Origin of the sequence: Paraburkholderia phenazinium (assembly GCF_900142845.1) — a bacterium.
Classification (GTDB): domain Bacteria; phylum Pseudomonadota; class Gammaproteobacteria; order Burkholderiales; family Burkholderiaceae; genus Paraburkholderia; species Paraburkholderia phenazinium_A.
On record NZ_FSRU01000003.1, the window covers coordinates 882,206 to 895,843 of the forward strand.

Here is a 13,638-nt window from a genome sequence, read left to right on the forward strand (position 1 = left end):
AGCATGTTTGCTGTGGGACTGACGGGCGGCATCGGCAGCGGCAAGTCGACCGTCGCCGACCTGTTTGCCGCGCGCGGCGCGGCGATCGTCGACACCGACCTGATCGCGCATCAGATCACTGCGCCAAACGGCGTCGCAATGCCGAAGATCGCCACTGAGTTCGGCGCCTCGTTCGTCGCAGCGGACGGCTCGCTCGACCGTGCCCGCATGCGTACCCTGATCTTCGGCGACGAGGGCGCACGCCGGCGTCTCGAAGCCATCACGCACCCGCTGATCCGGACCGAGACCGAACGTGCAAGACATGAGGCCAGCGGCCCGTATGTGATGCTGGTGGTGCCGCTGCTGGTCGAGTCGGGCAGTTGGAAAACGCGCGTGAACCGGGTCCTGACGGTGGACTGCAGCGTCGAGACGCAGATCGCCCGTGTGATGCGCCGCAACGCCTTCAGCCGCGAGCAGGTTGTCGCGATCATCGCCCGTCAGGCGACTCGCGAAGCACGCCTTGCCGCCGCGGACGACGTGATCGTCAACGAAAACGCTTCCGTAGAAGAACTCGGCGCGCAGGTCGAAGCGCAACATAGGCTGTATTTGTCCCTGGCAGACGCATGAGACTGCGGCGCCCGCCCGCGGCGACAAGAAGGCGGCTTGCCCTGCTGTCGCAATAAAGCACGGACAGCACACTCAAACAGGCGCGAAACAAGCGCAAAAATCAGCGAAAGCGCATCGGGAAAGTGTGTGATTGCTAGGGTAGTCTCACGGCATTAGAATGTTCTGCATTCCCGTCACCGACCACGCCCGAGGCGAGCCCGCTTGATCCTTTACGAGTATCCCTTCAACGAGCGAATCCGGACGCTGCTGCGCCTCGAAGACCTCTTCGAGCGCTTCACGTTCTTTCTGACTCAGGAAGATGCCAGGGAACACCATGTCGCGCTGACAACGCTGTTCGAAATCTCTGAAGTCGCCGGTCGCGCGGATCTGAAGTCGGATCTGATGAAGGAACTGGAGCGGCAGCGGCAAACGCTTGCGCCGTTCCGCGGCAACCCGGGCATCGAGCAGAACGCGTTAGAGGCCGTGCTGGGCGAGATCGAACAAACCCTCTCGGGGCTCTCGCAGATGCAGGGCAAGACCGGCCAGCATCTGGCGGACAACGAGTGGCTCGCCAGCATCCGCAGCCGCGCCATCATCCCGGGCGGCACCTGCAAGTTCGACCTGCCGTCGTACTACGCCTGGCAACAGACACATCCGGACCAGCGCCGTCAGGACATCGCCAAATGGGTGACGCCGCTCTTGCCGCTGCGCGACGCCGCCACCATCGTCCTGCGCCTCGCGCGCGAGTCCGGGCAGGCCTCGAAGGTCATGGCAATGCAGGGCAGCTACCAGCAGATGCTGTCGGGCCGCTCGTATCAGTTGATGCAGGTGCGTGTGTCGCCGGAATTGCGGGTAATTCCCGAGGCCAGCGCCAACAAGTACATGCTGTGGGTGCGGTTCACCGTGCAGGACGGCGATCTGCGGCCGCGTGCGGTCGACGTGGACGTGCCGTTTCAACTCACGCTTTGCAGTCTGTAGCGCAGATTACGCCGTCGCGGGGCAGCGCCTTTCAAGCAGCGAAAATGCCCCTATATTAGAAACTTGTCCCGTTTGCGATTGACTGCCTGAGCGAATGATCACTGTCGTTAAATGCCCCACCTGCGGCAAGGATGTCCGCTGGACACCGGAGAGCCGCTTCCGCCCCTTCTGTTCCGAGCGCTGCAAGCAGATCGACCTCGGCGCCTGGGCCGCTGAGAAGTACAAGATCGGCAGCACCGACGAAGAACCGCCCTCGGACGACGAGCCGAGCGGCGATTACAACCCGCATTAGGCGCGGGCTGGCCGGCGCGGTAAAACGTGCGGCCGGCGTACGGCCGCGTCGATCTTACCGCCCTGCCGCCGCTATTCGGCGGCAAGCCATTCAAGCACCGGAATGGTCGCCGGCAATAAAGGCGACACCTCGGCCGGCAGCGATTGCCAGACAAATGCCTGGCCTTCGCGGCCGTGCGGCTCGCCGGTCCACTGCGTCACCTTGCAGAAGTAAAGCCGCACGTAGGCATGCGGGTAATCGTGCTCCAGCGTATGCCAGCGGTGGCTCGCCTCTACCTCGATGCCCAGTTCCTCGTGCAGTTCGCGGGCCAGCGCCGCCTCGACCGACTCACCGGGCTCCAGCTTGCCGCCCGGAAATTCCCAGTACCCTTCATAGGGCTTGCCGGCCGGCCGCTGGGCCAGAAGATAGCGTCCATCCGGCTGCACCAGCACGCCGACGGCCACTTCCGTGACCGGGCGCCCGTCGGGGTTCACGGCGGGGTTGGCAGGGGTCGTGGAAGCCGTCATGCCTGCGACTTCCGGCCGGAGCGGTCACGGGCGAACTGCCACGCCACGCGTCCCGAGCGCGAACCGCGTTCGAGCGCCCACACCAGCGCGTCGCCACGCGCCGCCTCGACCTCGGCGGCATCGCAGCCGAAATGCTGCAGCCAGTGCCCGACAATCGTCAGATAGTCGTCCTGCTTGAACGGATAGAAGCTGACCCACAAGCCGAAGCGCTCGGACAGCGAGATCTTCTCTTCCACCACTTCGCCCGGATGAATCTCGCCATCGGACGTGTGCTTGTAGGTCTCGTTGTCGCTCATGTACTCAGGCAACAGATGGCGCCGGTTCGACGTGGCGTAGATCACCACATTGTCGGATTGCGCGGCCACCGAACCGTCGAGCGCCACCTTCAGCGCCTTGTAGCCCGACTCGCCCTCTTCGAACGACAAGTCGTCGCAGAACACGACGAAGCGTTCCGGACGCTGCGAGATCAGGTCGACGATATCGCCGAGATCGTGCAGGTCGTCCTTGTCCACTTCGATCAGCCGTAGCCCGTCTTTGGCGTACGCATTCAGGCAGGCCTTGATCAGCGACGACTTGCCGGTGCCGCGCGCACCCGTCAACAGCACGTTGTTGGCCGGCTGCTTGTGCACGAACTGACGCGTGTTCTGCTCGATCAGGCCTTTCTGGCGGTCGATATTCTGCAGGTCGTCGAGCGTGATGTCCGAGATGGCCGGCACCGGCTGCAGGTAGCCGCGGCCCTGGCGCTTGCGCCAGCGGAAGGCGACCGCCGCCGACCAGTCGACGTCAGGCGTTGCAGGCGGAAGCACGGCTTCCAGGCGGCCAAGCAAGGCCTCGGCACGAGTCAAAAACTGTTCGAGTTTATCCATGACGAAGAATCAAAGCGGTTGAGGTGCGAGTCACCAGCGAGCGTACCCGCCAGGTGACAGACTGGATCACGAGCGATAGTCGGCGTTGATGCTCACGTAGTCGTGCGACAGGTCGCAGGTCCAGATCGTGGCCTGCGCATCGCCACGGCCCAGCACGACGCGGATCAGAATCTCCGCCTTTTTCATCACACGCTGGCCGTCTTCCTCGCGGTATTCGGGATTGCGGCCGCCCGCCTTCGCCACCAGCACGTCGTCGAGATACAGGTCGATCTTGCCGACGTCGAGGTCGGTCACGCCCGCGTAGCCGATCGCCGCGAGAATGCGGCCCAGGTTCGGGTCCGATGCGTAGAAGGCCGTCTTCACCAGCGGCGAATGGCCGATCGCGTAAGCGATCTGGCGGCATTCCGCCACATTCGAACCGCCTTCCACCTGCACCGTCATGAACTTGGTGGCGCCCTCGCCGTCACGCACGATCAACTGGGCGAGCGTCTGCGCGACCTCGGTCACCGCATCGCGCAACGCCGCGTAGGCGGGCGAATCGGTGGACGTAATCGCCGGCAGACTGGACTTGCCCGACGCGATCAGGATGAACGAGTCGTTGGTCGACGTATCGCCGTCGATGGTGATGCAATTGAACGAACGGTCCGCCACGTGCTTGACCAGCGCGTCGAGCACCGGCTGCGCCACCGCGGCGTCGAACGCGAGGAAGCCGAGCATGGTCGCCATGTTCGGCTTGATCATGCCCGCGCCCTTGCTGATGCCGGTCAGCGTCACCGTATGACCGTCGATGCTCACCTGACGCGAGGCCGCCTTGGGCAGCGTGTCCGTGGTCATGATCGCCTGCGCGGCGTCATACCAGTGTGCGGCCTGGCGGTTCGCCAGCGCGGCCGGCAGGCCGGCCTTCAGGCGGTCGAGCGGCAGCGGTTCGAGAATCACGCCGGTCGAGAACGGCAGCACCTGCTCCGGTGCAATACCGGCCAGACGCGCCAGTTCGACGCAGGTTTCACGAGCGATCACGAGGCCCGGCTCGCCGGTGCCCGCATTCGCATTCCCCGTGTTCACCACCAGCGCACGAATCCCTTTACCGCTTTCGCGCACATGTTCGAGATGCTCGCGGCAGACGATGACCGGCGCCGCGCAAAAACGGTTCGACGTGAACACGCCGCCGACCGTCGCACCTTCTTCGACGGAAATGACGAGCACGTCCTTGCGGTTCGGTTTACGGATGTTCGCCTCGGCCCAGCCTAGCGTAACGCCGGCGACGGGGTGAAGTTGGGCGGCATCGATGGAAGGGAAATTGACAGCCATGGTCGCGACCTGTTGTCCAAGTTGAAAATGCCGGCATGAAGCCGGCATCGGAAAATCATAAAAGGGTAGTGCGGCAGGAGCCTCACCACCGTGGAATTACCAGCAAAGCGCTGGGTAAAACAACGCGGCGCGCTTTACGCGCGCCGCCTTTTCAGTCTCACGCAATCTTGCCGTGGCACTGCTTGTACTTCTTGCCGCTGCCGCACGGGCAAGGGTCGTTACGGCCCACCTTCGGCACGCTGTCGCCCAGCGGCTCGGCGGAGGCATGCGTGCTGTGGCTCATGGCGTCGCCGATCATCGCGGCCGTAGCCGCCTCAGCGGCAACCGGCGCGGCGGCCTCGGCGAATTCGGCATGGCGGAACTCGACATGCTCCAGCTGGCTAGTACCCTGCTCTTCGAGATCTTCCGCCACCTGTTCCAGCTGCGCCGTCGATTCCACCTGCACGTTCATCACCACACGCGTGACGTCGAGCTTCACCGCGTCGAGCATGGCCGCAAACAGTTCGAAGGCTTCGCGCTTGTATTCCTGCTTCGGATTCTTCTGCGCATAGCCGCGCAGATGGATACCCTGGCGCAGGTGATCGAGCGCGGCCAGATGTTCGCGCCACGCGCGGTCCAGCGTCTGCAGCATGATTGAACGCTCGAAGCCGCTGAAGTTCTCGCGACCCACCAGTTCGACCTTTGCCTCGTACGCTTCGTCCGCAGCGGCAATCACCGCTTCGAGGATTTCGTCCACGCTGATCGACGACGACTCGTTGATCATTTCCTGAATGGCGAGATCGAGCTGCCATTCGTTGCGCAGCACTTCTTCCAGCTCGGGCACGGACCATTGCTCTTCGATGCTGCCGGCCGGCACGAACTGATGGACGATGTCGGTAATCACACCATGACGCATGGCGCCGATGGTTTCGGTGATGTCGTTCGCCTCGAGCAATTCATTGCGCTGCTGGTAAATCACCTTGCGCTGATCGTTCGACACATCGTCGTATTCGAGCAATTGCTTACGAATATCGAAGTTGCGTGCCTCGACCTTGCGCTGTGCCGATTCGATCGAGCGCGTGACGATGCCCGCTTCGATCGCCTCGCCTTCCGGCATCTTCAGGCGGTCCATGATGGAGCGCACCCGGTCACCGGCAAAAATGCGCAGCAGCGGATCTTCCAGCGACAGGTAGAAGCGCGACGAACCCGGGTCACCCTGACGGCCGGCACGGCCGCGCAGCTGATTGTCGATCCGGCGCGATTCGTGACGTTCGGTGCCGATGATGTGCAGACCGCCTGCGGCCTTCACCTTGTCGTGCAGTTCCTGCCATTCGTCGTGCAGCTTCTGGATGCGGCGCTGTTTCTCGTCGGCGGGGATGGCCTCGTCGAGTTCGATGAAGGTCGCCTGCTTCTCGGCGTTGCCGCCCAGCACGATGTCGGTACCGCGACCGGCCATGTTGGTGGCGATCGTCACGCGTTGCGGACGACCCGCTTCCGCCACGATCTCGGCTTCGCGCGCGTGCTGCTTGGCGTTCAGCACTTCATGCGGCAAGCCGGCCTGCTTCAGCAGATGCGACAGCAGCTCGGAGTTTTCGATCGAAGTGGTACCCACCAGCACCGGCTGGCCACGCTCGTGACAGTCGCGGATATCGCGGATGACGGCGTCGTAGCGTTCCTTCGCCGTCTTGTAGATCTGATCCTGCTTGTCGATCCGCTTGGGCGGACGATTGGTCGGGATCACGACCGTTTCCAGCCCGTAGATCTCGTTGAATTCGTACGCTTCCGTATCCGCCGTACCGGTCATGCCGGACAGCTTGGCGTACATGCGGAAGTAGTTCTGGAACGTGATCGAAGCGAGCGTCTGGTTTTCGCTCTGGATCTTGACGTGTTCCTTCGCTTCGACGGCCTGGTGCAGACCGTCCGACCAGCGGCGGCCCGACATCAGACGGCCGGTGAATTCGTCGACGATCACCACTTCGTTGTTCTGCACCACGTAATGCTGGTCTTTGTAGAACAGCGTATGGGCGCGCAGCGCGGCGTACACGTGGTGCATCAGCGTGATGTTCTGCGGCGCATACAGGCTCTCGCCCTCGCCGATCAGGCCCCACTCGGCGAGCAGGCGCTCAGCCTTTTCGTGGCCCGATTCCGTCAGGAACACTTGACGACCCTTTTCGTCCAGCGTGTAGTCGCCCGGCTTTTCGACGCCCGTGCCATCGGCCTTTTCTTCGCCAATCTGGCGCTCGAGCAGCGGCGGCAGCGCGTTCATCCGCACGTACAGGTCAGTGTGATCTTCAGCCTGACCGGAGATGATCAGCGGCGTACGGGCTTCGTCGATCAGGATCGAGTCCACTTCGTCGACCACCGCGAAATTCAGCGAGCGCTGCACGCGCGCGTCGGTCTCGTAGACCATGTTGTCGCGCAGGTAGTCGAAGCCGAATTCGTTGTTGGTGCCGTAGGTGATGTCCGAGGCGTAAGCCTGCTGCTTCATGCCATGGTCCATCTGCGACAGGTTGATGCCCACCGACAGACCGAGGAAGTTGTACAGGCGCGCCATCCATTCGGCGTCGCGTTGTGCAAGGTAATCGTTCACCGTCACGACGTGCACGCCGCGGCCGGTCAGCGCATTCAGGTACACCGGCAGCGTGGCGACGAGCGTCTTGCCCTCACCTGTGCGCATTTCGCCGATCTTGCCGTAATGCAGCACCATCCCGCCGATCAACTGGACGTCGAAGTGGCGCATTTTCAGCACGCGCTTGCTCGCTTCCCGGCAGACCGCGAAAGCCTCCGGCAGCAGCTTGTCGAGCGACTCGCCGCTGGCGATGCGCTGGCGGAATTCACCCGTTTTGGCGCGCAGTTGATCGTCCGTCAATTGCTCGATCTGCGGCTCGAGCGCATTGATCGCCGTGACGGTCTTTTGATATTGCTTGACTAGCCGCTGGTTGCGGCTGCCAAAAATCTTTTGTAGAAAACCGGTGGTCATCGGATCGGTGTCTGCGTCGCGGCTTCGGCCGGCTCACGGCATGCGGTTTGCCCACATGCTGGCCCGGGGTCGGAAATGCCTCGGCGGCTTAGTCCAAGAGTGAATTCGAATCGGGCATTTTAGCACGCGCCCCAGCGCGCGCCTGTGTCAAGGGCGCGACGCAGGGACACCGTGCAGAGCCCCGGCCCAGGCCCCACTGGAGCCGGCCGCGAGCCTATCCCGCGCGGTACAATCCGGGCGTGGGTGCGCATTGTGTGCGCTCACGCCGTCACTATCCTACATGAGCCGCTCCCCGTCGTTTTCAAGGCCGCCGCCGAAGCAGTTCAACACGCGCCGTCCGCAACCGGTCGCCGAGGTGCTCAAGCGCACCGATGCGTTTGCCGCCCTGCGCGCCGGCGTGGAGCAGATCGCCGCGCTCGAAAAGGACCTGCGCCAGTTGCTGCCGGATTATCTGGGTTCGGGCGTCGAGCCCGGCTTCATCAAGGACGGCGTCCTGGCACTATTTGCCGCGCACAACGCGCTGGCGGCCCGTTTGCGCCACCTCGAGCCGCGATTGCTGTCCGATCTGCAGCAACGCGGCTGGGCGGTGAACGCGCTGCGCATCCGCGTGCGTCCGCAGGCGGTGAAGGAACCGCCGCCCGTCAAGCAGGCCCGCATGACGCCCGTCGGGGCGGATGCGCTGCACGCGCTGAGCGAATCGCTCGCGCCCTCGCCCTTGCAGGCGGCGCTCGCCAGGATGGCGGCCCGGCATCTACGGAATCGCGAACCCAAAAAATAAGCGGCCCGAGGGGCCGCTTATTTTTCATCCGCTTCGACTACGCGCCGGGCGCGCCTGAAAATACCCAAACGGGATCAGGCAAACGCCGTCTGCGTGTCGTACGCAAAGCCGCGCGGGGCTTTCTGCGTGTCGTTGAAGGTGACGATTTCATACGCGTCTTCGTGCGCCAGCAGTTCGCGCAGCAGCGCGTTGTTCACGCCGTGGCCCGACTTGTAGGCGGTGTACGACGCCAGCAACGGATGCCCGACCACGTACAGGTCGCCGATGGCATCCAGCATCTTGTGCTTCACGAACTCGTCGTCGTAGCGCAGGCCGTCGTTATTGAGGATGCGGTACTCGTCCAGCGCGATTGCGTTGTCCATGCTCGCGCCACGGGCCAGGCCCATTTCGCGCAGCATTTCCACTTCGTGGGCATAACCGAAGGTACGGGCACGGGCGATGTCGCGCACATACGAGGTATGCGCGAAGTCCACTTCCAGCGCCTGACCGGTTTTGTCCACGGCCGGGTGGCGGAAATCGATGGTGAACTTCAGCTTGAAGCCAAAAAACGGATCCAGGCGGGCGAACTTGTCGCCGTCGCGGACTTCGACCGGCTTCGTGACCTTGATGAACTTCTTCGCCGCGCCCTGCTCTTCAATGCCTGCCGACTGGATCAGGAACACGAACGACGCTGCGCTGCCGTCCATGATCGGAATCTCTTCCGCGGTGACGTCGACATACAGGTTGTCGATGCCGAGGCCCGCGCAGGCGGACATCAGATGCTCAACCGTCGAAACGCGCGCACCGTCTTTCTGCAGGACCGAAGCGAGGCGCGTGTCGCCAATCGCCATCGCGGACGCAGGAATGTCCACCGGCGTGGGCAAATCCACGCGCGAGAACACGATTCCGGTGTTCGGGCCGGCCGGGCGGAGCGTCAATTCGACCTTGCGGCCGGAGTGCAGGCCGATGCCGACTGTCTTGACGATCGATTTGATAGTGCGCTGCTTCAACATGGTGATCTTCTATTCGATTGAAAATCCCAATCGGGACTTTTTATTCCATAGCGCGAAGTATACTCCATTACCCTGGGATGCGTCGTTTCCAAGGGCGTATCAATCTGTTTCGCTACATTACCCAATTGGCAAAGCGTGACGGGCCGATGCCCGGAACGGAGGCGTTTCCGGACATCAGCCCGCGTTACGGCTTGTCACACGAATGCCTTGCGGCCGTTGCCCCGGCACAACGTCGCGCCGGAAAAGGGCCGTTCAGCACTCCAGAACTAGCTCAACGTAGCGAGGATACTCCCAGCATCGCTGACTTCGAACTTGCCGGGTGCCTCGACGTGCAGCGTCTTGACCACGCCGTCGTCGACCACCATCGCGTAGCGCTGGGAACGGATTCCCATGCCGCGCGCCGACAGGTCCTGCTCCAGACCGAGCGCCCGCGTGAAAGCCGCACTACCGTCCGCCATCATGCGCACCTTGCCCGAGGTGTGCTGATCGCGTCCCCACGCGCCCATCACGAACGCGTCGTTGACGGACACGCACCAGATCTCGTCGATGCCGGCAGCGCGCAACTGCTCGGCGTGTTCGACATAACCCGGTACATGTTTGGCCGAACAGGTCGGGGTGAACGCGCCCGGCAATCCGAAGATCACCACGCGCTTGCCCGCAGTCTGTCCGCGCACGTCGAAGCTGTTCGGCCCGATCGTGCAGCCCGCACGCTCGTCTTCGATCAATTCAAAGACGGTTGCGTCGGGTAGCTTTTCACCCACCTTAATCATGCTCAGTCCTTCACATCGATGCGGAGCGTGCCCGCACGTTGTCGTGTCGCAGTGGATCATGCAGTTGCGCACCTGCCCCTACTTGTCGCGCCATCTGCCGGCGACAGCCGCCCCTTCCGCTTCGCGAATCCGAAGAGGGCACCTGTCCTGGCCGCGTCTCACAAGAAAACGCAGCCTGCTTTGCCGTTCCACCCGCCACGCTCGTGCACTCCCTGCTGGCACGCAATCCACGTGCCGCAGCGAAAGCCTGCTCGTGCGCGTCAGTCCGCCTGCTTGCGCAGGAATGCCGGAATATCGTACGTATCGACGCCCTTTTCCTGCAGCGCCTGCACGTGCGAAGCCGCCGTGTCACGCGAAGTGCGCCACACTGCCGGCGTATCCAGCGCGCCGTAGTCTGCCGTGCTTGCGTGGTGTTGCGGAGCGTACGCGTGTTGCATTGCACCAATCGGCTGATTGTCCGTGCCGGTGCGCAGCAGCGTCATCGGAGCCGATTGCTGCTTCTTCGCCGCACGGCCCAGACCCGTTGCCACGACCGTCACGCGCAGCGCGTCGCCCATTGCATCATCGTATACCGCGCCGAAAATCACGGTAGCGTCTTCTGCAGCGTAGCTCTTGATGGTGTTCATCACTTCGCGCGTTTCCGACAGACGCAGCGAACGGCTCGAGGTGATGTTCACCAGCACGCCGCGTGCACCCGACAGGTCCACGCCTTCCAGCAGCGGGCTAGCCACAGCCTGCTCGGCAGCCAGACGGGCGCGATCGACGCCGGCGACCGTCGCCGTGCCCATCATCGCCTTGCCCTGCTCGCCCATCACCGTCTTCACGTCTTCGAAGTCGACGTTCACCAGACCGTCGACGTTGATGATTTCCGCGATACCGGCAACTGCGTTGTTCAGAACGTCGTCTGCGCACTGGAAGCACTTGTCCATCTCGGCGTCATCGCCCATCACCTCGAACAGCTTGTCGTTCAGAACGACGATCAGCGAGTCGACGTGATCCTCCAGTTGCTGCGAACCGGCTTCTGCTACACGCATGCGCTTGCCGCCTTCGAATTCGAACGGCTTGCTGACCACGCCAACAGTCAAGATACCCATTTCCTTGGCGATCTGCGCCACGACCGGAGCAGCCCCCGTGCCCGTGCCGCCACCCATGCCTGCGGTGATGAACACCATGTGCGCGCCACGCAGTGCGTCTGCGATGCGCTCACGTGCTTCTTCTGCTGCGGCGCGGCCCATTTCCGGCTTGGCGCCGGCGCCGAGACCGGTGTTGCCGAGCTGGATCACCGCGGTGGCACGCGAACGCGACAGAGCCTGCGCGTCCGTGTTCATCACGATGAAGTCGACGCCTTGCACGCCGCGGTTGATCATGTGCTGAACGGCATTGCCGCCAGCGCCACCGACTCCGACCACCTTGATAATGGTGCCGTTGGTTTCGGTTTCCAGCATCTGGAATTCCATGTTGCCTCCGTCAAGATAAAAAATTGCAGCCACTCGGCCGTTATTCGGCAGGAGATCGGGCAACCTCCTGTCGCGCGCCAGCCGCCGGCACCAGCGCGTGTTTTGAAAACTGTTCGTACAGCGAATGCTTTAGAAATTGCCCAGGAACCAGTCCTTCATGCGCGTGAACACCTGGCCCATCGAACCGGATTGCACCGCCACCTTGCGGCCGCGCATCCGTTGCGAACGTCCTTCCACCAGCAGGCCCATCGCGGTCGAGTAGCGCGGATTGCGCACCACGTCGGCCAGACCGCCCGCGTATTCCGGCACGCCAATCCGCACCGGCTTCAGGAAAATGTCCTCACCCAGTTCGACCATGCCGATCATCATCGACGCACCACCGGTCAACACCACGCCGGAGCTCAGCAGTTCCTCGTAACCCGACTCGCGCACCACCTGCTGCACGAGCGAAAACAGTTCTTCGACACGCGGCTCGATCACCGCCGCCAGCGCCTGGCGCGACAGCGTGCGCGGACCGCGCTCGCCCAGCCCCGGCACTTCGATCATCTCGTCCGGATCGGCGAGAGCCTGCTTGGCGATGCCGTAGTCCACCTTGATGTCTTCCGCGTCCGGCGTCGGCGTGCGCAGCGCCATGGCGATGTCGCTGGTGATCTGGTCGCCGGCAATCGGAATCACCGCGGTGTGACGGATCGCGCCTTCGCTGAAGATCGCGATGTCGGTCGTGCCGCCGCCGATATCCACCAGCACCACGCCCAGTTCCTTCTCGTCCTCGGTCAGCACCGCCAGCGACGACGCCAGCGGCTGCAGGATCAGGTCGTTCACTTCGAGCCCGCAGCGGCGCACGCACTTGACGATGTTCTGCGCCGCGCTCACCGCGCCCGTCACGATATGCACCTTCACTTCGAGGCGGATGCCGCTCATGCCGATCGGCTCGCGCACGTCTTCCTGACCGTCGATGATGAATTCCTGGGTCAGGATGTGCAGCACCTGCTGATCGGTCGGGATGTTGATCGCCTTGGCCGTCTCGATCACGCGGGCGACATCGGCCTGCGTCACTTCCTTTTCCTTGATCGCCACCATGCCGCTCGAATTGAACGAGCGGATATGGCTGCCGGCGATCCCGGTGAATACGTTCGTGATCTTGCAGTCGGCCATCAGCTCGGCTTCTTCAAGCGCACGCTGAATAGACTGCACGGTGGCCTCGATGTTCACCACCACGCCTTTCTTGAGCCCCTTCGATTCGCTCTGGCCGAGGCCGATCACCTCGTAGTGACCTTCGCCTTTCAGCTCGGCGACGATGGCCACGACCTTCGACGTCCCAATGTCGAGGGCGACCAGCAGATCTTTATAGTCTTTACTCATAGCGTGCTCATTGCGTGTGATGTTCCGTTACTTCTTGCCTTTGTCGGGTTCGCTGATAAAGCGCATGCCTGCTGCGCGAATCGCGAAACCGTTCGGATAGCGCAAGTCCGCATACTCAATGTCCTTCCCCCAACGTTGCGTCACTGCCGCCCACGCCGCCGTCAGGCGCCGGCTGCGATCGAACAGCGTCTGCTGGTTGCGCTCGCGCCCCAGCTCCACCTGCGTGCCGTTCGACAGCTTCACCGTCCAGGCGTAACGCGGTGACAGCGTCACTTCGTCCGGCGTCGCGCCCAGCGGCGCAAACCATTTCTTGAAGTCGCGATACCGCGCGACCACTTCTTGCGCCGTGCCGTCGGGGCCGTCGAAGGCCGGCAAGTCTTCTTCGAGCTCGCCCTGGTTCGCCGTGAACAGTTCGCCGTCCACGCTCACCAGTTGATCGCTGCCCCACGTTCCAAGCGGTTTGTACTCTTCCAGCGTGACAGCCAGCGCATTCGGCCAGACGCGCCGCACACTTGCGTGACGCACCCATGGCATCTGCTCGAAGGCCTGGCGCGCCGCATCCAGATCCACGGTAAAAAAGTTGCCCTTCAGCCGGCCCACGACGCCAGCGCGCACCGTCGGCGTGTTGATGTGCTCGGTGTCGCCGTCTATCTGGATTTCGCGCAGCGCGAAGCTCGGCCGCTGCACCAGCCAGATCCCACCTGCCGCCAGCAGCACGAGCACCAGCAACGCGTGCAGCGCGTTGGCGGCGAGATTGAGCTGGCGAACGTTGTTCCACATAGCGA

General features: G+C 63.1%; 13 protein-coding genes. 4 read left to right on the forward strand and 9 right to left on the reverse strand.

The features are described 5' to 3' along the window. Positions 1-3: 3 nt before the first annotated feature. The 3 genes from coaE (at position 4) to yacG (ending at position 1,855) form a co-directional block, all read left to right on the forward strand. Positions 4-606: a dephospho-CoA kinase gene (coaE, locus tag BUS12_RS37585; protein WP_074302645.1), complete on the forward strand. Its 603-nt coding sequence runs from the start codon at positions 4-6 to the stop codon at positions 604-606. Positions 607-807: 201 nt separating this feature from the next. Beyond that, entirely contained in the window at positions 808-1,563 is a 756-nt protein-coding gene (zapD, locus tag BUS12_RS37590; protein WP_074302647.1) for a cell division protein ZapD, read from the forward strand. 94 nt (positions 1,564-1,657) lie between these two features. Continuing rightward, positions 1,658-1,855: a DNA gyrase inhibitor YacG gene (gene yacG / locus BUS12_RS37595; protein WP_074302649.1), complete on the forward strand. Its 198-nt coding sequence runs from the start codon at positions 1,658-1,660 to the stop codon at positions 1,853-1,855. 71 nt (positions 1,856-1,926) lie between these two features. Here the strand turns inward: yacG and BUS12_RS37600 are convergent, their stop codons facing one another. The 4 genes from BUS12_RS37600 to secA all read right to left on the reverse strand — a co-directional run bounded on the left by BUS12_RS37600 (position 1,927) and on the right by secA (position 7,494). Then, the gene (locus BUS12_RS37600) at positions 1,927-2,361 is read right to left on the reverse strand and encodes an NUDIX domain-containing protein (protein WP_074302651.1); all 435 of its coding nucleotides are present in this window, start codon (positions 2,359-2,361) and stop codon (positions 1,927-1,929) included. Beyond that, positions 2,358-3,227: an ATP-binding protein gene (locus tag BUS12_RS37605; protein WP_074302654.1), complete on the reverse strand. Its 870-nt coding sequence runs from the start codon at positions 3,225-3,227 to the stop codon at positions 2,358-2,360. Before BUS12_RS37605 ends, BUS12_RS37600 begins: the two co-directional genes overlap by 4 nt. A gap of 66 nt (positions 3,228-3,293) precedes the next feature. Continuing rightward, entirely contained in the window at positions 3,294-4,535 is a 1,242-nt protein-coding gene (gene argJ, locus BUS12_RS37610) for a bifunctional glutamate N-acetyltransferase/amino-acid acetyltransferase ArgJ (RefSeq protein WP_074302656.1), read from the reverse strand. A gap of 157 nt (positions 4,536-4,692) precedes the next feature. After that, the gene (gene secA / locus BUS12_RS37615) at positions 4,693-7,494 is read right to left on the reverse strand and encodes a preprotein translocase subunit SecA (RefSeq protein ID WP_074302658.1); all 2,802 of its coding nucleotides are present in this window, start codon (positions 7,492-7,494) and stop codon (positions 4,693-4,695) included. A 280-nt stretch (positions 7,495-7,774) separates the two neighbouring features. Between secA and BUS12_RS37620 the strand changes: the two genes are divergently transcribed. Next, positions 7,775-8,272 (forward strand): DciA family protein, encoded by a 498-nt coding sequence (locus BUS12_RS37620; protein ID WP_074302660.1) that lies wholly within the window; start codon positions 7,775-7,777, stop codon positions 8,270-8,272. 74 nt (positions 8,273-8,346) lie between these two features. Here BUS12_RS37620 and lpxC read toward each other — a convergent pair whose 3' ends face one another. The 5 genes from lpxC to BUS12_RS37645 form a co-directional block, all read right to left on the reverse strand. After that, positions 8,347-9,264, reverse strand: coding sequence for a UDP-3-O-acyl-N-acetylglucosamine deacetylase (gene lpxC, locus BUS12_RS37625; protein WP_074302662.1), 918 nt, complete (start codon positions 9,262-9,264; stop codon positions 8,347-8,349). A gap of 266 nt (positions 9,265-9,530) precedes the next feature. Next, on the reverse strand, positions 9,531-10,034 hold the full coding sequence (locus BUS12_RS37630) for a peroxiredoxin (protein WP_074302664.1): 504 nt from the start codon (positions 10,032-10,034) through the stop codon (positions 9,531-9,533). Positions 10,035-10,294: 260 nt separating this feature from the next. Then, positions 10,295-11,491 (reverse strand): cell division protein FtsZ, encoded by a 1,197-nt coding sequence (ftsZ, locus tag BUS12_RS37635; protein ID WP_074302666.1) that lies wholly within the window; start codon positions 11,489-11,491, stop codon positions 10,295-10,297. Positions 11,492-11,620: 129 nt separating this feature from the next. Beyond that, on the reverse strand, positions 11,621-12,853 hold the full coding sequence (ftsA, locus tag BUS12_RS37640; protein ID WP_074262553.1) for a cell division protein FtsA: 1,233 nt from the start codon (positions 12,851-12,853) through the stop codon (positions 11,621-11,623). Positions 12,854-12,880: 27 nt separating this feature from the next. After that, a complete protein-coding gene (locus BUS12_RS37645; protein WP_074302668.1) occupies positions 12,881-13,633 on the reverse strand; it encodes a cell division protein FtsQ/DivIB in 753 nt (250 codons plus the stop codon). Positions 13,634-13,638 lie beyond the last annotated feature (5 nt).